Annotated in this window: 23 protein-coding genes; 11 read left to right on the forward strand and 12 right to left on the reverse strand. The window is 65.1% G+C overall.

The features are described from left to right. The first annotated feature begins 32 nt into the window (after window positions 1–32). The 5 genes from RHO23_RS12255 to RHO23_RS12275 all read left to right on the forward strand — a co-directional run bounded on the left by RHO23_RS12255 (window position 33) and on the right by RHO23_RS12275 (window position 4185). Entirely contained in the window at window positions 33–458 is a 426-nt protein-coding gene (locus RHO23_RS12255; RefSeq protein WP_046254274.1) for an MmcQ/YjbR family DNA-binding protein, read from the forward strand. 173 nt (window positions 459–631) lie between these two features. Then, on the forward strand, window positions 632–1420 hold the full coding sequence (locus RHO23_RS12260) for a hypothetical protein (RefSeq protein ID WP_423489135.1): 789 nt from the start codon (window positions 632–634) through the stop codon (window positions 1418–1420). 381 nt (window positions 1421–1801) lie between these two features. Beyond that, window positions 1802–2659, forward strand: coding sequence for a hypothetical protein (locus tag RHO23_RS12265; protein WP_064409241.1), 858 nt, complete (start codon window positions 1802–1804; stop codon window positions 2657–2659). Between the two features lie 5 nt (window positions 2660–2664). Continuing rightward, window positions 2665–3345, forward strand: a complete 681-nt coding sequence (locus RHO23_RS12270; RefSeq protein ID WP_057966953.1) for a hypothetical protein — start codon at window positions 2665–2667, stop codon at window positions 3343–3345. Between the two features lie 18 nt (window positions 3346–3363). After that, window positions 3364–4185 (forward strand): crotonase/enoyl-CoA hydratase family protein, encoded by an 822-nt coding sequence (locus tag RHO23_RS12275; RefSeq protein ID WP_064409242.1) that lies wholly within the window; start codon window positions 3364–3366, stop codon window positions 4183–4185. Here the strand turns inward: RHO23_RS12275 and bluB are convergent. The 3 genes from bluB to RHO23_RS12290 are packed head-to-tail and all read right to left on the reverse strand — an operon-like array spanning window position 4182 to window position 7274. After that, window positions 4182–4805: a 5,6-dimethylbenzimidazole synthase gene (gene bluB, locus RHO23_RS12280; RefSeq protein WP_046254279.1), complete on the reverse strand. Its 624-nt coding sequence runs from the start codon at window positions 4803–4805 to the stop codon at window positions 4182–4184. The genes RHO23_RS12275 and bluB overlap by 4 nt on opposite strands. Continuing rightward, window positions 4805–5809 carry a methionine synthase gene (locus RHO23_RS12285; protein ID WP_423489224.1) on the reverse strand — a complete coding sequence of 335 codons (1005 nt, stop codon included), beginning with the start codon at window positions 5807–5809 and terminating at the stop codon, window positions 4805–4807. Before RHO23_RS12285 ends, bluB begins: the two co-directional genes overlap by 1 nt. Window positions 5810–5825: 16 nt before the next feature. Then, the gene (locus tag RHO23_RS12290) at window positions 5826–7274 is read right to left on the reverse strand and encodes an NCS2 family permease (RefSeq protein WP_064409244.1); all 1449 of its coding nucleotides are present in this window, start codon (window positions 7272–7274) and stop codon (window positions 5826–5828) included. Window positions 7275–7508: 234 nt separating this feature from the next. Here RHO23_RS12290 and RHO23_RS12295 point away from each other — a divergent pair, with 234 nt between their 5' ends. Together RHO23_RS12295 and RHO23_RS12300 are read left to right on the forward strand one after the other, a co-directional pair. Beyond that, window positions 7509–8495, forward strand: coding sequence for an acyl-ACP desaturase (locus RHO23_RS12295; protein WP_423489136.1), 987 nt, complete (start codon window positions 7509–7511; stop codon window positions 8493–8495). Between the two features lie 92 nt (window positions 8496–8587). Then, complete coding sequence (locus RHO23_RS12300) at window positions 8588–9448, forward strand: SGNH/GDSL hydrolase family protein (RefSeq protein WP_064409245.1); 861 nt, start codon at window positions 8588–8590, stop codon at window positions 9446–9448. Here RHO23_RS12300 and mnmA read toward each other — a convergent pair. From mnmA to RHO23_RS12330, 6 genes are all read right to left on the reverse strand, one after another. Continuing rightward, on the reverse strand, window positions 9445–10515 hold the full coding sequence (mnmA, locus tag RHO23_RS12305) for a tRNA 2-thiouridine(34) synthase MnmA (RefSeq protein ID WP_064409246.1): 1071 nt from the start codon (window positions 10513–10515) through the stop codon (window positions 9445–9447). The genes RHO23_RS12300 and mnmA overlap by 4 nt on opposite strands. Next, the gene (locus RHO23_RS12310; RefSeq protein ID WP_064409247.1) at window positions 10512–11723 is read right to left on the reverse strand and encodes a cysteine desulfurase family protein; all 1212 of its coding nucleotides are present in this window, start codon (window positions 11721–11723) and stop codon (window positions 10512–10514) included. Before RHO23_RS12310 ends, mnmA begins: the two co-directional genes overlap by 4 nt. A 46-nt stretch (window positions 11724–11769) precedes the next feature. Further along, window positions 11770–12624: a lysophospholipid acyltransferase family protein gene (locus RHO23_RS12315; RefSeq protein WP_030094151.1), complete on the reverse strand. Its 855-nt coding sequence runs from the start codon at window positions 12622–12624 to the stop codon at window positions 11770–11772. A gap of 2 nt (window positions 12625–12626) precedes the next feature. Continuing rightward, window positions 12627–13499, reverse strand: coding sequence for a GNAT family N-acetyltransferase (locus RHO23_RS12320; RefSeq protein ID WP_046254288.1), 873 nt, complete (start codon window positions 13497–13499; stop codon window positions 12627–12629). Between the two features lie 144 nt (window positions 13500–13643). Further along, on the reverse strand, window positions 13644–14024 hold the full coding sequence (locus RHO23_RS12325; protein WP_227457774.1) for a cupin domain-containing protein: 381 nt from the start codon (window positions 14022–14024) through the stop codon (window positions 13644–13646). A 17-nt stretch (window positions 14025–14041) separates the two neighbouring features. Further along, entirely contained in the window at window positions 14042–14785 is a 744-nt protein-coding gene (locus RHO23_RS12330; RefSeq protein WP_064409249.1) for an SDR family oxidoreductase, read from the reverse strand. 44 nt (window positions 14786–14829) lie between these two features. On the opposite strand from RHO23_RS12330, the gene RHO23_RS12335 reads away from it, so the two are divergent. Further along, on the forward strand, window positions 14830–17709 hold the full coding sequence (locus tag RHO23_RS12335; protein ID WP_423489137.1) for an ATP-binding protein: 2880 nt from the start codon (window positions 14830–14832) through the stop codon (window positions 17707–17709). Here the strand turns inward: RHO23_RS12335 and RHO23_RS12340 are convergent. From RHO23_RS12340 to RHO23_RS12350, 3 genes are read right to left on the reverse strand one after another with little or no spacing between them, the layout of a single operon-like run. Next, window positions 17706–18476 carry a hypothetical protein gene (locus RHO23_RS12340; RefSeq protein WP_155524976.1) on the reverse strand — a complete coding sequence of 257 codons (771 nt, stop codon included), beginning with the start codon at window positions 18474–18476 and terminating at the stop codon, window positions 17706–17708. The genes RHO23_RS12335 and RHO23_RS12340 overlap by 4 nt on opposite strands. Window positions 18477–18484: 8 nt before the next feature. Next, entirely contained in the window at window positions 18485–19441 is a 957-nt protein-coding gene (locus tag RHO23_RS12345) for an electron transfer flavoprotein subunit alpha/FixB family protein (protein ID WP_057968170.1), read from the reverse strand. A 34-nt stretch (window positions 19442–19475) separates the two neighbouring features. Next, window positions 19476–20267, reverse strand: coding sequence for an electron transfer flavoprotein subunit beta/FixA family protein (locus RHO23_RS12350; protein WP_005056735.1), 792 nt, complete (start codon window positions 20265–20267; stop codon window positions 19476–19478). A 252-nt stretch (window positions 20268–20519) separates the two neighbouring features. Here RHO23_RS12350 and RHO23_RS12355 point away from each other — a divergent pair, with 252 nt between their 5' ends. From RHO23_RS12355 to RHO23_RS12365, 3 genes are read left to right on the forward strand one after another with little or no spacing between them, the layout of a single operon-like run. Then, on the forward strand, window positions 20520–21338 hold the full coding sequence (locus RHO23_RS12355; RefSeq protein ID WP_046254291.1) for a class I SAM-dependent methyltransferase: 819 nt from the start codon (window positions 20520–20522) through the stop codon (window positions 21336–21338). Beyond that, window positions 21335–22888 carry a glycoside hydrolase family 57 protein gene (locus RHO23_RS12360; RefSeq protein ID WP_057968168.1) on the forward strand — a complete coding sequence of 518 codons (1554 nt, stop codon included), beginning with the start codon at window positions 21335–21337 and terminating at the stop codon, window positions 22886–22888. Before RHO23_RS12355 ends, RHO23_RS12360 begins: the two co-directional genes overlap by 4 nt. A gap of 28 nt (window positions 22889–22916) precedes the next feature. Further along, window positions 22917–24161, forward strand: coding sequence for a glycosyltransferase family 4 protein (locus RHO23_RS12365; protein ID WP_030094161.1), 1245 nt, complete (start codon window positions 22917–22919; stop codon window positions 24159–24161). The last annotated feature ends 5 nt before the right edge of the window (window positions 24162–24166 follow it).

Genomic DNA, 24166 nt, shown 5'->3' on the forward strand with positions numbered 1-24166 from the left:
GCCCGACAGTCCCCGAACCCTACGATGGGCCCATGGGCACGCATCCCATCATGTTCACCGAGGACGATCCCGGCCTGACGGAACTTCGCCAGTTGGCACTCGCACTACCCGAGGCTGCCGAACAGATCTCCTGGGGCCGGCCCGTCTTCAAAGCCGGCAAGATCTTTGCGATGTTCGGCGGCAACGCCAAAGGAGACGCCAAGGGCGAGATGATCGCCTACCCGTATTCCGTGCTGGTCAAGGTGGATGATTCCGAGCGCCCCGCACTCCTCCAGGACGAGCGCTTCTACTACCCGGCGTACATGGGGCCCTACGGCTGGCTGGGGCTCGACTTCAGCACCGCCGATGTGGACTGGGATGAGGTCGCCGAGCTGCTCGATGCGTCCTACCGATTGATCGCCACCAAGCGGCTGATCAAGTTGCTCGATCAACGTCCGACGGTTGGCCCTGATCGTTAGCCAGGGCTCAGCACCTCTGCAGCGGCGCCGATCTTTTGACAAAGTTGGTGATCTCATTGAGAATTTGCTAACTCACCGACAAAACCTGGTGGGTGGATGATCATAGATTACTCAGAAGAGTCAAAATTGCTTCACTGGCACTGAGGCGCTTGGCGAAACACAGGGGGTTACCAATGTTCGGTATTGCTGGCAGATTCCCACCGGCGACGGCTCCGTCGGCCCTGCTGGTGGCGGCAGCACTGATATGGACTGTGCCCACCGCCGCAACCGCGCACGCGGACGCGCCGCTGGTGTATCCCGGCATGAGAATCAACCAGGGCACACAGAGTTGCACACTGGGCTTCGTCGATCCAGGCGCTCGGATCGGGCTTACCGCGGGGCATTGCGCACTCGACTCAGACGGGCCAGTCTACGACGACAGCGGCAACCGCGTCGGCACTGCGGACATCGCACACTTCAAGCCCACCCCGCAGGACAAGAGCTTCGCCGAGCAACCCCCCATCGACTACGAGGGCATTGCCTTTTACGAGGACATACCAATCAACAACGTGCTTCCCAACGGCCTTGTCCTGGAATCCAATCCAAAAATCGTGCCGGCAATTGGCATGCCGGTGTGCCGTAGCGGTGTCACCACCGGGGAAGCGTGCGGGGTCATCCTCGAGACCACTGACAGCCTCTTGGTCATCGACGGGCTTCCCGCCGACCACGGTGACTCCGGCAGTCCGGTCTATGCCATCACCCAGCCTGGCCGCGCGGCAATCGTGGGGATTACCACCGAAGTGCTAACCAGCAAGTCAACGGGCCAGCGGGCAACGATGGCGATCTCCTGGCGGGCAATTTGGCGTCAGATCAAGAGCGATATCGACCGGGTGGGACACGCGGATATGCCACCGGACTCACCCAAGAACGCCCGCGAGCCGGCGGAAGACGTTCCCGCCGAACCGCCGACCAGCGATGTCTGACTCGATGAGCGCGCGGGACGGTGCACGCCTGGGCAGCTGTGGTCCCGCCGGACGGGATCGACGTTCGCTCGTCGACACGCGGCGCAAACTCGAGCGACCCCTCATACATCACAAGTGGCGAATTCTCATCCTGCGCGCATGACCTTCAACAGCGCATGATGTGCGAGTATTGGCAATCCTCCCGGACGCTGTCGCCCATTCGCATCGCAAAGACAGAAAAGAAGGGGCTGCCAGGGCAACCCATTACCTGAGCACGGTTCCCCCGCCAGTCCACCACCAATTCGCATAGGCTCGTAGCGACACGGAGAGTCGTGCCGCGTGCTCTCCTAACACTGGTCGGGGCTTTATTGACGGTGAACGTGGCAGACAGAGAGCTACGGCGTGACCAGTGTCGGCGACAACGGTCGACGGACCGAACCGCGGGGACGGTTCACGGTGTGGGCAGCGGCCCTCATCGTGTTGTGCGGCCTTGGCCTCGCGAACGCGGCTGCCGCACATGCGGACCCGCTGATTTATCCAGGTATGGAGATCATCCAGCGCCCACCCGGTAAGGAATCACTGAGCTGCACCCTTGGCTTCGTGGATCCTGCTGCGCGCGTGGGTGTCACCGCGGGTCACTGTGGCGGCAATGGGCCGGTGTTCACCAGTGACGGCGTGCGCATCGGTCAGCTCGCCGTGGCCCAGTCCAACATCAAGCCCGAAGGACCGTTGTCCCGCGATGACTACCGAATCGACTACGAGGGCATCGCCTTCGACGAGGGCGTGCCGATTAACAACGTGCTGCCCAACGGGCTGCGGCTCGGGGTCGACCCGGCAGTCGTTCCCCGCGATGGCCTGGCGGTGTGCCGGGTGGGAATCACCACCGGCGAGGCGTGCGGTGCCATCGCCGGTTTCGGTAATGGCTGGTTCCTCGTCGACGGCCTGCCCGCCGACCACGGCGACTCCGGTAGTGCCGTGTACACCGTCACCTCTCCCGGCAACGCCGCCATCGTCGGCATCGTGAGCGCGCGCTTCACCGCCAATCAGACCCGTCGGGAGTCCACCGTGGCGTTGTCCTGGCCCACGGTGCAACAGCAGATCCGAAATGACATTGCGGCGGCCGCGAGCCGCCCCGAGGTCGCGAGCCCCGTGGCCATTAATCCGCAGGCACCGCCCAATCCACAGGCGCCTCCGATGGTCCTGCCTCCCGCGCCCTCCGATGACCGCCCGTCCGGTCCCGCGAGAATGGTTGTCCCCTAGCCCTCATGCGCCCGTTTTTCTGGATAACGACCATCGTCGCTGTGTTGTGCGCGCTTCCCGTAGCCAACCCCGCGTCGGCTCATGCTGACCCGCCGCTGGTGTATCCCGGCATGCTCATCTATCAGGGCTCGCTGAGCTGCACGCTCGGGTTCGTCGATCCCGGGCTTCGGGTGGGCATCACGGCCGGGCACTGCGTCAACGGCGACGGGATCGTTCGCAATGGGGACTTCGCGGCGATAGGACACAAGATCCTCGCCCACGACAACCGTCCCCCTGAGGGCCCGGTCTACGAGAACGAATACACCATCGACTACGAAGCGATCTCGATCGATGACGGATTGCCCGTCAACGATGTCATGGCCAACGGTCAACGGCTCGAACGCGATGACACGGTTACTCCCGATATTGGAATGCCGGTCTGCCGCACCGGCTTCACCACAGGCGATGCATGTGGATCGGTAACCCGACTTGGCAACGGCTGGTTCAGATTTAACGGTCCGGTGATCGCCAAGGGCGATTCGGGAGGCCCGGTGTACACCCATGTTGGCGACCGCACCGTGCTCGTCGGCATCATTCGCGGTTTCATGACAAGCCAGTCCGGAGACGACGTGCAGTCCTGGGCAATGTCCTGGCAGTCGGTGATCAAGCAGCTCCGCGAGGACCGCAAGGGCCTGCTGCCCGCCTGAACCCGTAGGCTCACGCACATGAGCGACTGGAAAGCCTTCACCGTCGAGACCACGGGGCACATCGCCCAGGTCACCCTCATCGGGCCCGGCAAGGGCAACGCGATGGGACCCGATTTCTGGCGGGAACTGCCGCTGATCTTCACCGAACTCGACGCCGACCCGGAGATACGGGCAATCGTGCTCGCGGCCGCCGGCTCCCATTTCAGTTACGGGCTGGACCTGGCCGCGATGGCGGGCACCTTCATGCCGCTGCTGGCCGATAAGGCGCTGGCTAAGCCGCGCACCGAGTTCCTCGACGAGATACGGAGGCTGCAGGCCTCGGTGACCGCCGTCGCAGCCTGCCGCAAGCCCGTGATCGCCGCGGTGCAGGGCTGGTGCATCGGTGGCGGCGTCGACCTTATCGCGGCCGCCGATATCCGGTATGCAAGTGCCGAGGCGAAGTTCAGTGTGCGCGAGGCCAAGGTCGCGATTGTCGCCGATATTGGCTCGCTGCATCGTCTTCCACCGATCATCGGTGATGGCCACCTGCGTGAACTGGCGTTCACCGGCAAGGACATCGATGCCGCTCGGGCCGAGAAGATCGGTCTCGTCAACGATGTGTTCGACACCCCCGAGGCAGCGCTGGCGGCCGCGCATGCCACCGCTGCCGAGATCGCAGCCAACCCACCGCTGGTGGTGCAGGGCGTCAAGGACGTGCTGGGCCGCGAGCGCGAAAGTGTGGTTGCCGACGGCCTCAAGTACGTGTCGACCTGGAACGCCGCCTTCCTGCCGTCGGAGGACTTGCAGGAAGCCATCGGTGCGGTCTTCGAGAAGCGGGAACCCGACTTCAAGGGACGCTAGGTCTCTCGGTAGCGGCCCCAGTGCACGGCGTCTTCCAACGGACGCCCGCTGCGCCAGCCGAATCGTTCCAGATCGGGCCGCTCGGCGAACTCACGCACCGGCCCGACGCACAACCAGGCGATCGGTCTGATGTGCGTTGGCGCGCCGATTAATTCGGCCAGGAACTGTTCTTCATAGAACGACACCCAGCCGACGCCGATACCTTCGGTGACCGCGGCGAGCCACAGGTTCTGGATAGCGAGCACCGCCGAAAACAGGCCCGCATCGGCAATGGTGTGCCGCCCCAAGACATGCGGACCACCACGGCCGTGATCGTAGGTGACCACCACCCCGGTACCGCTTTCGCAGATTCCCTCAATCTTGATGGGATCGAAGGTCTTTCGCCGCTCCGAGGGGAGGCTGTCCGCGAATCGCTCACGCTGCTCGGCAACATGGGCCGCGAAGTTCTCCAGAACCTCGGAATCGCGCACCACCACGAAATCCCAGGGCTGACTGTTCCCCACGCTGGGCGCGCGATGCGCGGCCTGCAGCAGCTTCATCAACGTCGCATCGTCGATGACCTCTCCGGTGAACTCCGCGCGTACGTCCCGGCGGGTAGCGATGGCCTGGTAGACGTCCATCACAGCGCGTCCGGGTCGGCATCGATCAGATCGCTGACCTTGCGCGTCAATTCGGTTGCCCTGCGCGCCCATGGGAGATCGGCTCCGGCAAGGCCGCAGCTGGCACTGATGCCGATGCGATCCCGCAGCGCCGCGCGCCCGAAGCCCAGTTTGTCGGCGAGCGCCGCGGTACTGGTCGCCAGCACGTCCGATGAGATGGGCACGGCCGGCGAAAGGGAGGGAATCACACCGAGTAGCGCCACCTTGCCCGTGTCCAGCACCGAAGCCAGCCCATCGAGTCCCTGCGCATCCGCCAAGTACGCGGCATCCACCGCGACCCCACGAATATCGGCGCCCCGCAAGAGCTCCCAAGGAGGGTCGGCCGCACAGCAATGCACCACCAGTTCACCACCCACCGAGGCAGCGCACTGGTCCAACAGAGCCGTCGCCGTCGCCGTGTCGACGGGATGCACCGGCGAGAACATGCTGGTTCCCGACAGTCTGCCGTCCAGTGCGGCGGGCAGCGAGGGTTCGTCGACCTGCACCAGTACGGGAACGCCGAGTCGACGAGAAAGCGTGGCTTGATGCTGCGCAAGCCCTTCCGTCAGAGATGCCGCCAGGTCTCGCACCGCTCCGGGGTCGGTGATCGCGCGATGACCGTTGGCGAGTTCTAATTGTGCGGCGAGCGTCACCGGCCCCGGACCCTGCACCTTCACCGCGCGTTCGCTCCCCCGATGCCCGCCACGCTCCCACTCCTCTTCGAGTGCGTCCATGTCCTCGTCCAGGAATCCTCGTGCGCGCCGCACCACCGCGCCGGGCCGGGCGGTCGTCCGGTAACCGGTAGGTGAGACGTCGAGGGCGATATCGACCAGCAGTGCCGCGGCCCGGCCGATCAGATCGGCGCCCACTCCGCGCGCGGGCAGCTCCACGAGGTGAGGCAGCGGTAGCTCGGCCACCACAATCTCCGTCGCGGCTCGCACCTGTAACCCCGGCCACGAGCCGAGGCCAGTTCCCTTCGCCCACATGTTCACCCCGAGAACGTTAGGTGATGAGCGATTCGATCGGACCCTTGGCGAAGTAGACGACGAACAATCCCGCCACCACGTACAGCAGCGGATGCACGGCGCGAAGCCGGGACCCGCGCTCCCCTGATACGACGGCCAGCACCACCCAGCTGATGAACCCCACACCGATGCCATTGGCGATCGAATAGGTAAACGGCATGGTCACGACGGTCAGAAAACAGGGCAACGCGTACTCGAAGCGGGTGAGGTCGATGCTGCGCAGCTGGCCGATCATCATGGCGCCCACCACCACCAGGGCCGGCGCCGCAGCCTCCAGCGGCACCACCGAATACAGCGGGGTGAAGAACATCGCCGCCAGGAACAGCAGGCCGGTCACCACATTGGCAAGCCCGGTCCGGGCGCCCTCGGCGATACCGGAGGCAGACTCCACGAACACGGTGTTCGAGGACGAGGAGGAGACGCCGCCAACGACCGCACCGACACCCTCCACCGATAGCGCGCGTCCGATTCCCGGCAGGGTGCCGTGCTCGTCGGTCAGAGCGGCCTCCTTACCCAGACCGGTCATGGTTCCCATCGCGTCGAAGAAGTTCGAGAGCACCAGCGCGAACACCAGCACCGTCGCCGAGAGCACACCCACCCGGGTGAATGCGCCGAACATGTCCACCTGGCCGAGCAGACTCAGGTCCGGCATGCCGCCCACCGAGGACGGCCACGCGGGCACGGTGAGGTTCCATCCCTTGGCATCGGCGGGCTGCGCACCGCGTTCGGTCAGCGCCTGCGCGAGCATCGAGATCCCCGTCATCACGACGATGCCGATGAGCAGTCCGCCACGAACCTTGCGCACCACCAGAATTCCCATCAACAGCACGCCGGCGGCGAAGATCAGGGTCGGGATGGTGGCCACCGAGTTGTCGATTCCCAAACCAACCGGCACGGTGGTGTTCGCCGCGTCGGGGATGCGCCGCACAAACCCGGCGTCGACGAAGCCGATGAATGCGATGAAGCATCCGATTCCGGCGGCGATCGCCGCCTTCAGCTCATCGGGAATGGCATGGAACACCGCGGTGCGGAAACCTGAGATACCCAGCGCCACAATGACCAGGCCGTCGACAATCACCAACCCCATGGCCTCGGGCCAGCTCATCTGCGACGCAAAGGACACCGCGAGCAGACTGTTGATGCCCAGCCCCGCGGCAAGCGCGAACGGGTAGTTGGCGATGAACCCGAACAGTATGGACATCACCCCGGCGGCCAGGGCCGTTACCGCCGCCACCTGACCCACCGGCAGCACATGGCCCAGCACGTCAGCGTTGTGCGCGCGTCCCGGCTCGCCACCGATGATGATCGGGTTGAGCACTACGATGTACGCCATCGCGAAAAAGGTGACGATCCCACCGCGAACTTCCCGCCCCAGCGTCGACTGCCGCTCGGAGATCCGGAAGAACCGGTCGACTACGCCATTCATAGCCGTTGAAAATACAGGTCCCGGTTGCCGGTCGCCCGCCGCAATCGAACGCGGGATTTCGCGGCGATTTCCGCGTCGGGCCGCACTCGGCGTCCGGTTCGGGAACCAGTGGGAGGAGGGACTTTCCAACCCCAGGTAGAGGACCTTCGTCACTAGGACGGTGCGCGGCCATCCGGTCGAATATAAGTGTCACTTTCAGACACAGATAACTCGACCGAATCCGAGGACCGCACCGTGCCGCAGAAGGAATACACCGACCTCGAGCTCCTCCACGAGCTCGAACCCGTGGTGGAGGAGAACACTCATCGCCACCTCGGCGTGTTCAAAGAGTGGAACCCGCACAACTACATCCCGTGGTCCGAGGGCAAGAACTACAAGGCACTGGGCGGGCAGGACTGGGATCCCGAGCAATGCAAACTCTCCGAGCTCGCCAAGGTCGCCATGATCACCAACCTGCTCACCGAGGACAACCTGCCCGCATATCACCGCGAGATCGCCATGAACTTCACCATGGACGGACCATGGGGCACCTGGGTGAACCGGTGGACGGCAGAAGAACAGCGTCACAGCATCGCGATTCGTGACTATCTCGTCGTCACACGGTCCGTCGATCCGGTGGAACTGGAGAAGCTGCGTGTCGAGCAGATGACCCGCGGGTTCTCTCCCGGACAGAACCGCCAGGGCGGCGACCACATGTTCGCCGACAGCCTGTTCGACTCGGTGGCCTATGTGTCATTTCAGGAGCTGGCCACCCGTGTTTCGCACCGCAACACCGGCGTCGCCTGTGCCGAACCCATCGCGCAGGAACTCCTCAAACACATCTCCAATGACGAGAACCTGCACATGATCTTCTACCGCAACATGGTCGAGGCCGGTCTCGAGATCGCACCCAACCAGGCGGTGAAATCGATTCACAAGGTTCTCGACAACTTCACGATGCCCGGCTACACGATCCCCGGCTTCCGCCGTAACGCGGTCACCATCGCCACCGGCGGCGTGTACGACCCGCAATCACACCTTGCCGAGGTCGTCCAGCCGGTGCTGCGCAAGTGGCGCATCTTCGAGCGTGACGACATCAACGGCGAGGGCGAGTGGTACCGCGAAGACCTGCACCGCATCATCACCGGCCTCAAGAAGACCGCCAGCGATTTCGAAGAGGTCAAGACGAAGTACCTGGAGCGTCAGGCAAGGCGCGCCGAGCGGATGGCCGCCAAGGTGTAACCCTCGGTAACGTCGACATGGGCAAACGGCGATATCCCGTTCAGTACGATTGGACGGGGCCGTCTGCCGGCCGACGGGGATGAGAGGGATACATGCGCGCGGTCAAGACGCTCTCGACGGTGTTCGGCATCGCCACGATGTTCGCGGCCACTGTCACCGGCCCTGCGATCGCGTCGGCCGAACCGGTGGCGGGCGCCCAGTTGGTCGCGATCGGAGATTCGTTCATGGCGGCCGGTTCTAACGCCGCCGGTATCACCGGCCCGGTCGGCACCGCCTGCAACCAGGCGACCGACAATGTCGCGCATCTGGTCGCCACGTCGTTCCCGCAGATGACATTCGCCGACTACTCCTGTGTCGGCGCGCTCTCCACCGACGTCTACACACCCTCCACACGCGGCCCGCAGAACACGGGACTGTCCCCGGCCACCAAGGTCGCGATCGTCTCCATCGGCGGCAACGACGCCGGATTCGAGCAGATCGCCACCGACTGCCTGTTCGCGCTGAGCTGCCCGCCGGAGAAGAAGGCGCAATTCAGCGCCAACGTCGCCTCGGTGGGCCCGAAACTCACGGGCGCGTACGCCGCCATCCGTCAGGCGGCCCCGAACGCGCGTGTGTTCACGGTGGGCTACCTGCCCATCCTTCCGCCGGACGCCAAGGGATGTCTGGTCGGCCTGATCAACACGCAAGAGACCATCACCTTCCTCAATGGTCTGCAACGTCAGCTCAACGACACGATCGTCTCCGAATCCTCGAAGGCGGGGTTCACCCCGGTCATCCCGGCGACCAGTAGCGACCACAGCGTGTGTGCATCCGATTTCCAGCGCTACGTGTCGATGACGGGTACCGGCGTAGGCGATGAGGGAATTCCGATGCACCCGACCGCACCGGGACGGCAGTATGTCGCCGAACGCATCGCGATCGCCATGCGTTCGGCGGGAATTCAGGGAACCTAGCCGCGTGTGATGATGGCGCTGCCGAGCACCTCGTCGCCCTCGGCATCCGGCCGGTACAGCACCACCGTCTGCCCGGGCGCCACACCGCGCAGGGCGGTACGTAGCCGGACCTGAATCCGCTCGGCTCCCGGTTCGACAACCGCGTCGACCACCGAACCGTGCGCCCGGACCTGAACCTGGCACTCGATGGGCCCGGCCGGTACCCGTCCCGAGGTCCACACCACCGGCTCTCCCCCGAATTCCCAAATCTCGAGATCCTCAACGGTTCCCACTCGAACGGTGGCCGTGTCGGCATCGATCGATGTGACGTATCGGGGGCGGCCGTCGGCGGCTGGGCCTACCAGCCCGAGCCCCTTGCGCTGACCGATGGTGAACTCGTGTACCCCCGCATGGGTGGCCAACACGCTGCCGTCGGCGTCCACCACATTCCCGCGACGCACGCCGATGCGCGCACCGAGGAAAGCCTGGGTGTCTCCGGAAGGAATGAAGCAGATGTCATGGCTGTCGGGCTTGTTCGCGACAAGCAGTCCGCGCTGCTCGGCCTCGGCGCGGATATCGGGCTTGGGACTATCGCCCACGGGGAACAGCGCGCGGCTCAGCTGCTGCGGTGTGAGCACCCCGAGCACATAGGACTGGTCCTTGTCCGCGTCGACCGCACGGCGCAGCCTGCCGTCCTGCAACCGCGCGTAGTGACCGGTGGCCACGGCATCGAAGCCCAGCGCGATGGCGCGGTCGGCCAGCGCCGCGAACTTGATCTTCTCGTTGCACTTCACACACGGATTGGGGGTACGCCCCTCGGCGTAGGCCTCGACGAAGTCGTCGATGACGTCTTCTTTGAATCGATCGGCGAAATCCCATACATAGAAGGGGATTTCGAGCATGTCGGCAACGCGGCGGGCATCGGCGGCATCCTCTTTCGAGCAGCATCCCCGCGATCCGGTACGCAGTGTGCCGGGTGCCGCCGACAGCGCCAGATGCACACCGACAACATCGTGTCCGGCATCCACCATGCGCGCAGCCGCAACCGAGGAGTCCACTCCCCCGCTCATGGCGGCCAGCACCCTCATGACCGACCCCCCGCGCTGGCCAGGGCGGCGGCCCGGGCGCGCGGAACAGCGACCTGCAGCGCCTCGACAGCACGGGCCACATCCGAGGCCACGGAGGTGTGGCCGAAGCTGAATCGCAGCGATCCACGCGCGGCTTCGGGGTCGATGCCCATCTCGATGAGCACATGCGAGGGCCGCGCGACGCCCGCCGTGCACGCCGAGCCGGTGGAACACTCGATGCCGTTGGCGTCCAGCAACATCAGCAGCGAATCGCCCTCGCATCCGGCAAAGGTGAAATGCGCGTTCCCGGGCAATCTGCCGTTTCCGACAGCACCGTTGAGCACGGAACCCTCGATCTGGGTCAGCACCTGATCGATCAGCTGGTCCCGAAGCTTTTTCAGTGTCGCGGAACCCTCACACCGTTCGGAGACGGCCTCGACAAGCGCGGTCGACATCGCCACGATCGCCGCCGTGTCGGGCGTGCCCGAACGGACGTCGCGTTCGTGGCCGCCACCGTGAAGCAAAGGGACACAAGCGGTTTCACGCCGCAGCAGCAGTGCACCGACCCCCATCGGGCCGCCGAACTTGTGTGCGGCCACACTCATCGCCGACAGTCCGCTGAGGGCGAAATCGATATCGAGCTGGCCGACCGCACCGATGGCATCGCTATGCATCGGAATATCGAACTCGGCAGCGATGGAAGCCAACTCGCAAATGGGGTTGATGGTGCCGACCTCGTTGTTGGCCCACATCACCGTGATGAGTGCGACGTCGTCGTGGTCGGCGAGGGCCGCACGCAGTGCCGCGGCCGTGACGGTGCCGGCATCATCCACCGGCAGCCAAGTCACGTCAGCTCCCTCGTGGTCGGCGAGCCACTGCACCGCATCGAGGACCGCATGATGCTCGACGGCGCCGGCGATGACGCGAGTACGTCGCGCATCGGCATCGCGACGTGCCCAGTAGATGCCCTTGATGGCGAGATTGTCGCTTTCGGTACCGCCGGCGGTGAAGATCACCTCGGACGGTCGGGCGCCCAGGGCCGCCGCGATCGACTCCCGCGATTCCTCAACCCGGCGCCGGGCATCACGCCCGGACCCGTGCAGCGAGGCGGCGTTCCCGGTTTGGGCCATGGTGGCCGCCATCGCCTCGATGGCGGCGGGGCGCATCGGGGTGGTTGCGGCATGGTCCAGGTAGACCGCACCTTCAGCTGGGGTTCGAGCAGCAGACATAACGCATCCAGGATAGGTCCCACCCAGGTGGGCTCGTCCAATCGCGTCAGGCTGCGATCGGTTCCGGGTGCTCCGGGTGGCTGTGGAGCTGCGGGGTTCGGTCACCGGCGCGAACGGCCGCCTCGCAGCGACTGGCCAGATCACGACGGCTCTCACCGGGCAATTGCAGCCCCGCCACCTGGATATGCGCCACTGTCATCCGTGTCGCCGTGAGGCGGCGAATGGAGGCCATCAAGGTGTCTTCGCCCACATAAGCCGGAACGGTCGACAGCTCGCCACCGGGGTAGTGATACGTCAGCCGCAACGGCTGCACCGGCCGCTGCGCGTCGATGGCGGCCTGGAACATCGCGGGGCGGAACGATCCGTACGCGCGACCGCACCAGGTGGTGCCCTCGGGGAACGCCACCACGGTCTGACCGGCCTGAAGACGGGTCGCGACGGTGTCAACCACCCGCGGCAGGGTGCGCAGGTTTCCTCGCTCGATCGGGATGACCCGCATCATCCGGGCGATGACGCCTAAACCGGGCCAATCGATCAGATCTGCCCGGGCCACGAACGAGCCCGGAAGCACGGCGCCGATGGCGAAGACATCGACCCAGGACACATGGCCCGCGACCACCAAGGAACCCCGGATATCGCGGATCGGACCGCCGGATACGGAAATGCGGACGCCCAGGCAGCGCAGCATCAACCGGCAGTATCCGCGCTGCCAGCGCACCCGCCCGGGAAGTGGTATTCCCAGCAGCGGCGCAAAGGTGAGCAACGTGATCGCCATCGCGATGCGCGTCGTGGTTCGCAGGGTCCGCGTGAGCCGCCCTGGTTCGTCGATGGTGTTGGCCCGCATGCAGCTGTCGTCACAGGTTGCCTTCGGCAGCCAGGCGTGAGCGAATTCGGGTGCCATCGTTACTCCTGGCCGGCCGCCGCGCCGATTTCCGACGCCGCACCAACGGACCTCAGCCGTTTGAGATAACGGACATCGGCTTCGTCCTTGTTGAGCAATGCCATGAAGTCGGCCACACCGAAGTCGGGATCGTGGGCGGGTTCTCCGAGGACCTTCGCGCCGAGCCGCAGATATCCACGCATCAGCGCGGGAACCTGCACTTTGGCGGGCGGCTTGATGTCGTCGAGCCCCATCCCGTCGACAACGACCGGGTTGTAGGGGCGCACCGTGTGTTCCGGCGCGGCGGCGTGCCGCTTCATCACGAAGTCGCGCACGGCACGCACCTGGCTGCCGGGTGCGTGTTCGGGGTTGTCCTGCATGGGAACCGAGATGCATCCGGTGACGTAGGTGTAGTCGCAACGGTCCAGGTAGGCCAGAATTCCGGCCCACATCAGCAGCACAACCGCGCCGTTGCGGTGATCGCCCCGAACCACGGCGCGTCCCATCTCCACCAGCTGGGGACGCAACGCATCGAGCCCACTGATATCGAATTCCGTTGCGCTGTAAAGCCCTCCGGCGGCAATGGCACCGGGCGGGGGCAGCATCCGGTAGCAGCCCACCACGTCACCCGAGGTGTCCTCACGCACCAGCAGGTGATCGCAGTGCTCGTCGAAACGGTCGGCGTCGCGTCCCTCGAACGCTGCCGGGGTGCTCGCGAGCTGGAATCCGGGCTCGCTGCTGAACACGTCGTATCGAAGCCGTTGTACGGCATCGATATCGGCGGGATCGTTCGACAGCAGCAGGGTGTACCGAGGACCCGGTAGGGCACCTCCGGCACCCTCCGCTACGTCTGAGATGGATTGATCTGCGGCGATGAGAACTGAAGCGGTACTCATGACTGCGAGATTCGCCGAGTTATGCGGCGGAACGGCATCGGAAGCGTGTCGTGTCCATGCACGATCCGTTAATTGCGGCGTTCAGTACACCAAATGCGTGCTTGCGTACGTGAATCCCCAAGGCAAACAGGGGGCTAACGGACGCTACGCGGGCACTCGCGCACCGGCGCGCTGGAGCAGTTCCTCCTCATCGACCAGCACCAACATCGGCTCGCCGGGTTTGCACATCATGGTGACAACGAATCGCAGCACCGAGTCGGTGCGGTTGTTGGCGTCCGAATAGTGGATAACGTCGCCCCCGGGCTCCCAGAAAGCTTCACCGGCCCTGAGCACCCGCGGCGCGTCACCTTCGAGCTCGAACAACATCTCGCCCTCGACTACATACCCGAACGCCGGACCACCCGGATGACGGTGCGGTGGCGTACCGGCACTACCGGCCGGCCACTCTATCTCCACCGTCATCACGTGCGCGTCAGTCGGGATCACCGGCGGTGTCACGGTCTGCAGCACAGTGAGACCACTCATCAGCTCGTCGTTCGCCATCATCGACGCGCCATCCAATCCGCGAATCGTGTGTGCGCCAGCACTCCGTCGTCGCCGGTCACCAGACTGAAGTCATCCACGGGTGTTCCGAAATACGTGGCTGCCGAGTCCACCACTATCGGCTTGTCGTCACCGCGCGCGGCCAACACTGCCTGGGCCATCTCGGCGAATGAAAACTTCTCTGGCCCACCGATATTGATGATGCCGTTACGAGGCTCAGCCTCTGCGGCCCGAGTTACCTGCGCGGACACATCGTCGACGGCGATCAGCTGAATTCTGGCGTCGGGCACGCGGACTTCATCGCCGACCACGAGCGTGTCGGTGATGGCGTCGGCGAATTCCTGGAACTGAGTAGCGCGCACGATCGTGTAGGGCAGTCCGGATTCGGTGATGATGTTCTCCTGCGCCACTTTCGCCCTCATGTAGCCGCTGTCCGGCAGACCGTCGGCGCCGACAATGGAGAGCGCGACATAGTGACCGACGCCGGTCTGGTTCGCCGCGTCAACGAGATTGCGCGCCGCGGCGGTGAAGAAATCCATCACCGGTCCATCCTCGAACGACGGAGAATTGACAACGTCAATTACCACATTCGATCCGGTGAGTGCGTCTGTCAACCCCTCGCCGGTCAGCACATTCGCTCCGGATGACAATGACGCCGGCACCACCTCGTGGCTGTCGGCGGTGAGCAAAGAGACCACCCGGGAACCGATCTGGCCCGTGGCCCCAACAACTGTGATTTTCATTGTGCGATTACCTTTCTCGTCTTGCGTGCAACGTTCGCAGTTCGATGCCGGATTCGAACCCTGGAAAGTACGTAGTCGTTGGTGTGGATCAGCCGCTCGGTAAACTCCCACCGTATTCATCAGATTCGGCGGAGCACTTGGTCAACAGTTACCCGGGATCGCGATTGCGCGGTCGAGCGCACGAGTGCACGTCACTCGAGCGCCTCGTCGTGGCCGCACGGTCGGGCCCCAGCCAGATACTCGTCCTACGGGGTGAAGCCGGAATCGGCAAGACCGCGCTCCTGGGCTACGCCGTGGAACGGGCACAGGGCTTTCGTGTGGTTCGGACCGCAGGTGTCGAATCGGAAATGGAACTTGCCTTCGCCGGTTTACAGCATCTCTGCGGCCCGCTGTCACACCACGTTGAGGCGTTGCCCGCTCCACAGCGCGAGGCGCTCGACATCGCATTCGGGATCAGCACCGGACCACGGCCTGACCGCTTCCTGATCGGACTTGCCGTGCTGAGCCTGCTGGCCGCGGCTGCCGAACATCAGCCCGTGCTGTGTGTGGTCGACGACGCCCAGTGGCTCGATCGAGTCTCATTGCAGACTCTCGCCTTCGTCACCCGCCGCTTGGGCAGTGAGCCGGTCGCAGTGCTCTTCGGGGTGCGTAGCGATTCCGACGATGAGCTCAACGGACTGCCACAGCTGACAGTGGGCGGCCTGCGGGCGGCCGACGCCGGCGCCCTGCTGGACTCCGTGATTCCGGGACTCCTTGATGATCGGGTTCGGGACCGCATCGTGGCCGAGACACAGGGCAACCCGCTGGCCCTGTTGGAGCTTCCTCGAGATCTGACCAGCGAGGAACTTGCCGGTGGTTTCGGCTGGCCCGACGGGGGACGCCTGGCCAGCCATATCGAACGGGCATTTCTGCGGCGGATCAAGCAGCTTCCCACCGAAACGCGCACATTGCTTCTTACCGCGGCGACCGATCCACTGGGCGACGCCGCACTGTTGGCGCGCGCCTGTGAACAGCTCGGAATCTCAATGGATGCGATCGCGCCCGCCGAAGCCGCCGATCTGATCGAGTTAGGTACCCGTGTCCGCTTTCGTCATCCGTTGGTACGGTCCGCCATCTACAGAGGCGCAGAACCGCTGGAACGCAGAAGAATTCACGGTGTTTTGGCGGAGGCCACAGATCCGCTGACCGATCCGGATCGCCGAGCATGGCATCGAGCTCACGCTGCAGCAGGCACCAACGGGGCGATCGCCTCCGAACTGGAACAGTCAGCCGACCGCGCCCAGGCCAGGGGCGGCATCCTGGCGGCCGCCGCTTTTTTGCAACGGGCGACCGAGCTCACCTCTGATCCGGCGCTACGCGGGTTGCGGGCATTGGCCGCGGCCCAGTCCAAGCACGATGCAGCGGCCTTCGAGGCCGCCCGCGAACTTCTCGCCATCGCGGACATGGCTCCGCTGGATCCGCTGGCTCGAGCGCGTGCGACACGGCTGCGGGCCAAGATCGCTTTCGCCGAAAGCCGTGTCGGCACAGACGGCTCCACCACCGTGTCCAACGCCGCGGTCGGACTACTGGACGCCGCCAAGGGCCTGGAAAACCTGGACGACGACCTGGCCCGGGAGACGTACCTGGACGCCGTGGGTGCGGCCATGTACGGCGGCCGGCTCTGTCCACGCGGCGGCGCGGTGGAGGTGGCCGAGCCCGCGCGGCTGGCTCCGCCCGGGACACAGCCCCCACGACCGACAGATCTTCTGCTCGACGCTCTGGCGATGCGCATCACGCATGGCGCGGCGGCAAGCGCCCAAATGCTGCGTGGTGCCCTCGACCTAATTCGACGTGAGGCCGATCGTCCAGGCAACACGAGCTGGATGTGGCAGGCGTTCCCTATCGCTCTGGAATCGGCGACACATGAGCTGTGGGACGACCAGATGTGGCATCACCTCGCCACCCGCGCGGTGCAGATCGCCCGTGATGTTGGTGCGCTGTCGATACTCCCCTCGGCACTGATCTACCGCGCGGGAGTGCATGTGCATGCCGGCGAGCTGGATGCGGCGGCAGAGCTGGTCCAGGAGGCCGAGGTCATTTCCGCCGCGACGGGCCACGCGCCGATCAGGTACCACTCGTTGATCTTGGGGGCTTGGCGCGGTACGGAGCCCGACGCGTTACCCATGATCGATGCCGCCATGCGCGAGGGAGCGGCCCGAGGCGAGGGCAGGCTGCTCGGTGCCATGGGTTATGCCGCCGGTGTGCTTAACAACGGTCTCGGCCGATATGACCTCGCCTTTCGCGCGGCCCGGAGGGCGTGCGAGCACGAGGATCTCGGGCTGTACAGCTGGTGCCTGACCGAACTGATCGAGGCGGCCGTGCGCTGCGGCGAGCAGGACACTGCTGCGAAAGCACTCGATCAGCTGGAAGAGCGGGCGCTGATAGGTGATAGCGATTGGGCCGGCGGCATAGTCGCACGCTCCCGCGCACTGCTCTCGGCCGACGAAGACGCGGAGGCCCACTATCGCGAGGCCATCGAACGGCTTTCCAACACAAGGATTTCCGCCCATCTTGCCCGTGCACACCTCATCTACGGGGAGTGGTTACGGCGCTGCCATCGACGAGCCGACGCTCGCTCAGCGCTCACATCTGCCCACCAAAGTTTCGTCGGCATGGGCGCCGAGGCTTTCGCCGAAAGGGCGCAACGCGAGCTGCTCGCCACTGGCGCCAAGGTGCGGAAACGTTCCCCCGGCTCGTCTGCCGGATCAGCCCAAACACTGACGGCACAAGAGGCTCAAATTGCCCGGATGGCCGGTCAAGGTTTGACCAATCAGGAGATCGCTGCCCAGTTGTTCATCAGCTCGCACACTGTCGAGTGGCATCTACGCAAGGTGTTCGCCAAGCGCGGCATCACCTCACGCAGGCAATTGCGCACCGAGCACTAGGCCGGAACTCGTGAACGTAGTTCGTTCGCGATTTTCTGCAGGGTGTCCTCGGTCTCGGGCGGACCGGTGAGCATGGCCACCGCCAATGTGTCGCGGGATCCGCCGGAGGCCGAGGCAAAGGCGCACGTCATCGCGATCCGGACCACGCGCATGCCGTTTCCGAGGGCTCCTGTCATCCGGGCATAGGACGTGACATCGTCGATCGGCTTCCAGGCTTGAGCATCGACCGGTAGTTTCGCGCGCACCTTGTCCTGGGTCGACTTACTGCATCCGTCGGCGCACCGACTCGAGCCTATCCAGCCGGCCGCTCCACCAACGTTGGCCTCGTCCATGCACGTGATGCGCTTGTCCAGCGGTTTGTTCTCGGTGTGCAGACATCCCCACCCCTTGGGCAGGTTGAAGTCGAACGCTATGTACGAGGGCATCGAGATGGGTTGGAGTTTCTCGCCCGGCCCGTACGTCGCGCCGCCGAGTGGCCCCGTGGACCCGTTGGGAGGCGGGATCACCCCGGAGGTCGGCGCGGGAGGCACCGGAGTCCGCGTCATCGGGGACTCCCCCGGGGCCATGACGGCAAAACCCACGATGTTGCGCTGAGACCCGACGGAGACGACGCCAATCACCAACCCCAGCACAACCGTGCCCAGAAACGCCGAAAGGACTACCCAGGGCACTCGACTCAGTGGTCGAGGCTCTGGATAGTCCAGTGGCATACCGTCAGCCGCCCCCTGAGGTTGGATGTCGCCGGCGTGGCGGCTCCAGGGCTCCATGGGGTTATTTAGCCCTTGCGAGCCTTCACGGCCTCAGTGAGCTGCGGTGCGACGTTGAACAGGTCACCCACCACACCGAAGTCGGCGATCTCGAAGATCGGTGCTTCTTCGTCCTTGTTCACCGCGACGATGGTCTTCGAGGTCTGCATGCCGGCGCGGTGCTGGATGGCGCCGGAGATGCCCAGCGCGACGTACAGCTGCGGCGACACGGTCTTACCGGTCTGACCCACCTGGAACTGACCCGGGTAGTACCCGGAGTCCACCGCGGCACGCGAGGCACCGACAGCGGCACCCAGCGAATCGGCGAGCTCCTCGACGACGCTGAACTTCTCGGCGCTACCGACACCACGACCGCCGGACACGACGATGTTGGCCTCAGTGAGCTCCGGACGGTCTCCACCGACCACCGGCTGACGCGAGGTCACCTTGGTGGCGTTCTCGGCGGGCGCGGGCACCTCAACGGCAACCTGCTCGCCCGCACCGGCGGCCGGCGCGGCCTCGACGGCACCCGGACGCACGGTGATGACCGGGGCGTCGCCGTTGGCCTGAGCCTCGACGGAGAACGCGCCACCGAAGATCGAGTGCAGGGCCTTGCCGCCCTCACGCACCTCGATGACATCGGTCAGCAGGCCCGAGCCCAGGCGTGCGGCCAGGCGTCCGGCCACCTCCTTGCCCTCGGTGGTCGCGGCGATCAGGATGCCGGCGGGGCTGGCGGTCTCGGCCAGGCTGGCCAGCAGGTCGACCTTGGGGGTCACCAGGTAATTGTCGACGACGTCGGACTCGGCGACGTAGATCTTGGCGGCGCCGGCCTCCTTGAGACCGTCGATCAGCGGCGCGGCGGTACCTGCCGGACCGGCCACCACGGCCGAGGGCTCGCCCAGAACGCGGGCGGCGGTGATGAGTTCGGCGCTTACCTTCTTGAGCGCACCCTCTGAATGCTCAACGAGCACAAGTACTTCAGCCATAACTTTGCTTTCTCGTTTCTGTATTTAGGGAGTCTTAGATGATCTTTTGCGCAACCAGGAACTCGGCGACCTTGGTGCCGCCTTCGCCCTCGTCGGTGATCTTCTCGCCCGCGGTCTTGGCGGCCTTGGGAGTCGAGGACAGCACGGTCGAACCGGCGTTCGCGACACCCACCTCGTCGGCCTCCACGCCGATCTCGGCCAGGGTCAACACGGCAACTTCCTTCTTCTTGGCGGCCATGATGCCCTTGAAGGAGGGGAAGCGGGGCTCGTTGATCTTCTCGGTGACGCTGACGATGGCCGGCAGAGTGGCCTCGACCTCGAACACACCCTCGTCGGTCTCGCGCTCGCCCTTGACGACGCCGCCCTCGACGGTCAGCTTGCGCAGGTGCGTGAGCTGCGGCAGACCGAGGTACTCGGCGATGATCGCGGGAATGGCACCGGAGCGGCCGTCGGTGGCCTCGTTACCGGCGATAACCAGCTCGACACCCTCGACCTGACCCAGCGCACGGGCCAGGGCCCAGCCGGTCTGGATGGCATCGGACCCGTGCAGGCCCGGGTCGAGCAGGTGGACTGCCTTGTCGGCACCCATGGACAGCGCCTTACGGATGGCCTCGGTGGCCTTCTCCGGGCCTGCCGACACGACGGTCACGACCGAGTCGCCACCCTCGCGCTCCTTGATGAGCAGCGCTTCCTCAACGGCACGCTCGTTGATCTCGTCGAGTACCGCGTCGGCGGCTTCCCGGTCGAGCGTGAAGTCACCGTCGGTGAGCTTGCGCTCCGACCAGGTGTCTGGGACCTGCTTGATCAGGACCGCAATGTTCGTCATAAGTCTCCGATCGTCCTTCCTCTTCGCTGTCTGCCAGCGGTGTGCTGGCCATCTGCTGCGTGGTGGTTCCGCGCGCACCCGTACTACGCCAGTCGCACTGTCACGTTTCGTGACTAATCCGGCGAACAAAGTTACTCACGGGTAATATACGGAGTTCGCCCGTACACCATAGCCGGTTCACCCCTGGTTTCCGGCCTGTGATCTGGGCCACCAGTATTAAGACACGGCGTTCACCCGATAGCCTGCCAAACGATGAACTCGCACCTGACCGACCCGCACCCGGCTGACCCTCTTCGCGCAAGCGGCTCATCAGCCGATGACCCGGACGCCTTGGCGCTGACCGGGGAGCGGACCGTGCCCGGGATCGCCGAGGAGAACTACTGGTTCCGCCGCCATGAAGTGGTGTACGAGCGGCTCAGCAGCCTGTGTGCAGAACGCAGGGTGCTCGAGGCGGGCAGCGGCGAGGGCTACGGCGCCAACATGCTGGCCGGTGTGGCCGAGCACGTCATCGGGCTGGATTACGACGAGTCGGCGATTGCGCATGTGAAGGCCCGGTATCCGCGCGTGGACATGCGTGCCGGAAATCTGGCGGACCTGCCGCTCACCGATGGTGCGGTGGACGTGGTGGTGAACTTCCAGGTCATCGAGCACCTGTGGGACCAGGGACAGTTCATCCGCGAGTGCGCCCGCGTGCTCAGCCCAGGCGGCTCCCTTCTGATCAGCACACCGAATCGCATCACCTTCTCCCCCGGGCGCGATACCCCGCTGAATCCGTTCCACACTCGCGAGCTGAATGCCGCCGAACTCACCGAACTCCTTGTGGAAAACGGCTTTTCGGTGGACGGTGTTTACGGTGTCTTTCACGGACCACGGCTTCGCGAGCTCGACGCCAAATACGGCGGTTCGATCATCGATGCGCAGATCGAGCGTGCGGTCGCCGGCGCGCCGTGGCCACAGGATCTGCTCGCGGACATCACAGGTTTGACCACCGAGGATTTCGAAATCATCGACGCGGGGGAACGCGACATTGACCAGAGTCTGGATCTGGTTGCCATTGCGGTGATTCCGTGACGGAGAAGGTTCCTGGGCTGTTCACCATGGTGCTGCATACGCACCTGCCATGGCTTGCCAACCACGGGCGCTGGCCGGTTGGCGAGGAATGGCTGTATCAGTCCTGGTCGGCCTCCTACCTCCCGTTGTTCAAGGCGCTTCGGACGCTGGCGGCCGAGGGCCGGGAAAACCTGATCACTCTCGGCATCACCCCGGTAGTGGCCGCGCAGCTGGATGATCCACACTGCCTCACCGGGCTGCACAGCTGGCTGGCCAATTGGCAACTGCGCGCCTTCGAGGCCGCCACCATCACCAGTACCGACGCCGAACCCGGCACCGCCTCCAGCCCGGAGATGCTGCGCGCCTTCGGGGTCCGCGAATACCGCAGCGCCACAAACGCTCTCGATGAGTTCGATCAGTACTGGCGACATGGTGGCAGCGGGCCGCTGCGCAGCCTCATCGATGCAAGGGCGATTGAGCTGCTGGGCGGTCCCCTCGCCCATCCATTCCAGCCGCTACTGCACCCCCGGCTGCGCGAGTTCGCCCTGCGCGAGGGATTGGCCGATGCCGCACAGCGTTTCGGGCATGCACCGACCGGCATCTGGGCGCCGGAATGTGCCTACGCCCCGGGCATGGAGGAGGGTTACGCGGCCGCAGGGGTCAACCACTTCATGGTGGACGGGCCATCTCTGCAGGGAGACACCTCACTGGGCCGTCCGGTGGGCGACTCAGATGTGGTGGCGTTCGGGCGCGATCTGACGGTCAGTTACCGGGTGTGGTCACCGAAGTCCGGCTATCCCGGCCATGCCGCCTACCGCGACTTCCACACCTACGACCATGACACCGGCCTTAAGCCCGCGCGGGTTACCGGACGCAATGTGGCACCGGAAGCCAAGGCGCCGTACGACCCCGAGCGTGCCGACGGAGCCATCGACGTCCATGTCCGTGACTTCGTGGATACCGTGCGCCAGCGCCTGATCGCCGAGTCCGACCGCATCGGGCGGCCCGCGCATGTCATCGCGGCGTTCGACACCGAACTGTTCGGCCATTGGTGGTACGAGGGACCGATGTGGCTCGAACGTGTGCTTCGCGCCCTGCCCGAGGCCGGAATCCAGGTGGGCACCCTGGAGCAGGCTCGCGAAGGCGGATACGTGGGCAAGCCTTTCGACTTGCCTGCCAGCTCATGGGGTTCCGGTAAGGACTGGCATGTGTGGAACGGCGAGAAGGTGGCCGATCTGGTGCAGCTGAACACCGAAGTGGTCGACACCGCCCTCACCGCGGTGGACAAGGCACTCAACGAACAACCCGCACCGCACACCCGTAATCGGGTAGCCGATCAGATCCTGCGTGAGGCACTGCTGACCGTCTCCAGCGACTGGCCCTTCATGGTCAGCAAGGACTCGGCGGCCGACTACGCGCGCTACCGCGCGCATCTGCACGCGCACGCCACCCGCGAGATCGCCGCGGCACTGGCCAGTGGACGGCACGATGCCGCAATCCGTTTGGCCGACGGTTGGAACCGTGCGGACGGGCTGTTCGGCGCGCTTGATGCCCGGAGGCTGCCACGATGAACAAGACCGTCGCGCGAGAGGCTCATCAATGAGAATTCTGATGGTTTCGTGGGAGTACCCACCGGTGGTCATCGGCGGGCTGGGCCGGCATGTGCATCACCTGTCCACCGAGCTGGCCGCGGCCGGGCATGACGTGGTGGTACTCACCCGGCGCCCATCAGGTACCGATCCGGCGAGTCACCCGACATCCGACGAGATGTCCGAAGGCGTCCGGGTGGTGGCGGCTGCCGAGGATCCACACGATTTCGATTTCGGCACCGACATGATGGCCTGGACTCTGGCCATGGGACATGCGATGGTCCGCGCCGGATTGGCCTTGGGCCTCAAGGGTTCCGGCGATTGGCGGCCCGACGTCGTCCACGCCCACGATTGGCTGGTGGCACACCCCGCGATCACCCTCGCCGAGCATTTCGACGTGCCCCTGGTATCGACGTTGCACGCCACCGAGGCCGGCCGGCACAGCGGCTGGGTCTCGGGACGCATCAGTCGACAGGTGCATTCGGTGGAATGGTGGCTGGCCCGCGAATCGGACTCGCTGATCACGTGCTCTGCCTCGATGCTCGATGAAGTGACCGAGCTGTTCGGACCGGAGCTGCCCCAGGTTCACGTCATCCGAAATGGCATCGACGTCACCCGCTGGGTGTTCGCTCCCCGATTGCCTTCCGACGGCACGGCACCGGTGCTGCTTTTCGTCGGGCGACTTGAATACGAAAAGGGCATCCACGATGCCATCGCGGCGCTGCCCAAGATCCGGCGCGCGCACCCCGGAACCGTGTTGGCGGTCGCCGGTGATGGCACTCAACAGGATTGGCTCCTCGAGCAGGCGCGTAAGCACAAGGTCGTCAAGTCCGTGCAGTTCCTGGGCAATCTGGACCATGAGGGGCTGTTGCAGTGGCTGCACCGCGCCGACGCCATCGTGCTGCCCAGCCACTACGAGCCATTCGGCATCGTGGCGCTCGAGGCTGCCGCCGCTGGCACTCCCCTTGTCACATCCAACGTCGGCGGGCTCGGCGAGGCCGTCATCGACGGCGCGACCGGCTTGTCCTTCACGCCGCGCGATGTGGCGGGAATCGCGGATGCCGTCAAACGCACCCTCGATGACCCGGCCGGTGCCGCCGAACGTGCCGTAGCGGCGCGCGCACGTCTCACCGCGGACTTCGACTGGGCGACTGTCGCCGACGAAACCGCTCAGGTATATGTGGCGGCCAAGCGTCGCGAACGGGAACCGTTCGGACGCAGCGTAATCGTCGAGCGTCCGCTGCCGGACCGGTAGAGAGG

The sequence above is a fragment of the Mycobacteroides sp. PCS013 genome, assembly GCF_049532645.1.
Taxonomy (GTDB): Bacteria; Actinomycetota; Actinomycetes; order Mycobacteriales; family Mycobacteriaceae; genus Mycobacterium; species Mycobacterium gwanakae.

Bases quoted from the DNA above. Each gene is read 5' to 3' on its own strand.
- RHO23_RS12340 (WP_155524976.1), bottom strand. From the start codon at position 18,476: ATGGAGCCCTGGAGCCGCCACGCCGGCGACATCCAACCTCAGGGGGCG.
- RHO23_RS12310 (WP_064409247.1), bottom strand. From the start codon at position 11,723: ATGTCTGCTGCTCGAACCCCAGCTGAAGGTGCGGTCTACCTGGACCAT.
- RHO23_RS12270 (WP_057966953.1), top strand. From the start codon at position 2,665: ATGCGCCCGTTTTTCTGGATAACGACCATCGTCGCTGTGTTGTGCGCG.
- RHO23_RS12335 (WP_423489137.1), top strand. From the start codon at position 14,830: ATGCCGGATTCGAACCCTGGAAAGTACGTAGTCGTTGGTGTGGATCAG.
- RHO23_RS12315 (WP_030094151.1), bottom strand. From the start codon at position 12,624: ATGGCACCCGAATTCGCTCACGCCTGGCTGCCGAAGGCAACCTGTGAC.
- RHO23_RS12260 (WP_423489135.1), top strand. From the start codon at position 632: ATGTTCGGTATTGCTGGCAGATTCCCACCGGCGACGGCTCCGTCGGCC.
- RHO23_RS12345 (WP_057968170.1), bottom strand. From the start codon at position 19,441: ATGGCTGAAGTACTTGTGCTCGTTGAGCATTCAGAGGGTGCGCTCAAG.
- RHO23_RS12355 (WP_046254291.1), top strand. From the start codon at position 20,520: ATGAACTCGCACCTGACCGACCCGCACCCGGCTGACCCTCTTCGCGCA.
- RHO23_RS12255 (WP_046254274.1), top strand. From the start codon at position 33: ATGGGCACGCATCCCATCATGTTCACCGAGGACGATCCCGGCCTGACG.
- bluB (WP_046254279.1), bottom strand. From the start codon at position 4,805: ATGGACGTCTACCAGGCCATCGCTACCCGCCGGGACGTACGCGCGGAG.
- RHO23_RS12290 (WP_064409244.1), bottom strand. From the start codon at position 7,274: ATGAATGGCGTAGTCGACCGGTTCTTCCGGATCTCCGAGCGGCAGTCG.
- RHO23_RS12320 (WP_046254288.1), bottom strand. From the start codon at position 13,499: ATGAGTACCGCTTCAGTTCTCATCGCCGCAGATCAATCCATCTCAGAC.
- RHO23_RS12330 (WP_064409249.1), bottom strand. From the start codon at position 14,785: ATGAAAATCACAGTTGTTGGGGCCACGGGCCAGATCGGTTCCCGGGTG.
- RHO23_RS12325 (WP_227457774.1), bottom strand. From the start codon at position 14,024: ATGAGTGGTCTCACTGTGCTGCAGACCGTGACACCGCCGGTGATCCCG.
- RHO23_RS12285 (WP_423489224.1), bottom strand. From the start codon at position 5,809: ATGTGGGCGAAGGGAACTGGCCTCGGCTCGTGGCCGGGGTTACAGGTG.
- RHO23_RS12365 (WP_030094161.1), top strand. From the start codon at position 22,917: ATGAGAATTCTGATGGTTTCGTGGGAGTACCCACCGGTGGTCATCGGC.
- RHO23_RS12300 (WP_064409245.1), top strand. From the start codon at position 8,588: ATGCGCGCGGTCAAGACGCTCTCGACGGTGTTCGGCATCGCCACGATG.
- mnmA (WP_064409246.1), bottom strand. From the start codon at position 10,515: ATGAGGGTGCTGGCCGCCATGAGCGGGGGAGTGGACTCCTCGGTTGCG.
- RHO23_RS12350 (WP_005056735.1), bottom strand. From the start codon at position 20,267: ATGACGAACATTGCGGTCCTGATCAAGCAGGTCCCAGACACCTGGTCG.
- RHO23_RS12275 (WP_064409242.1), top strand. From the start codon at position 3,364: ATGAGCGACTGGAAAGCCTTCACCGTCGAGACCACGGGGCACATCGCC.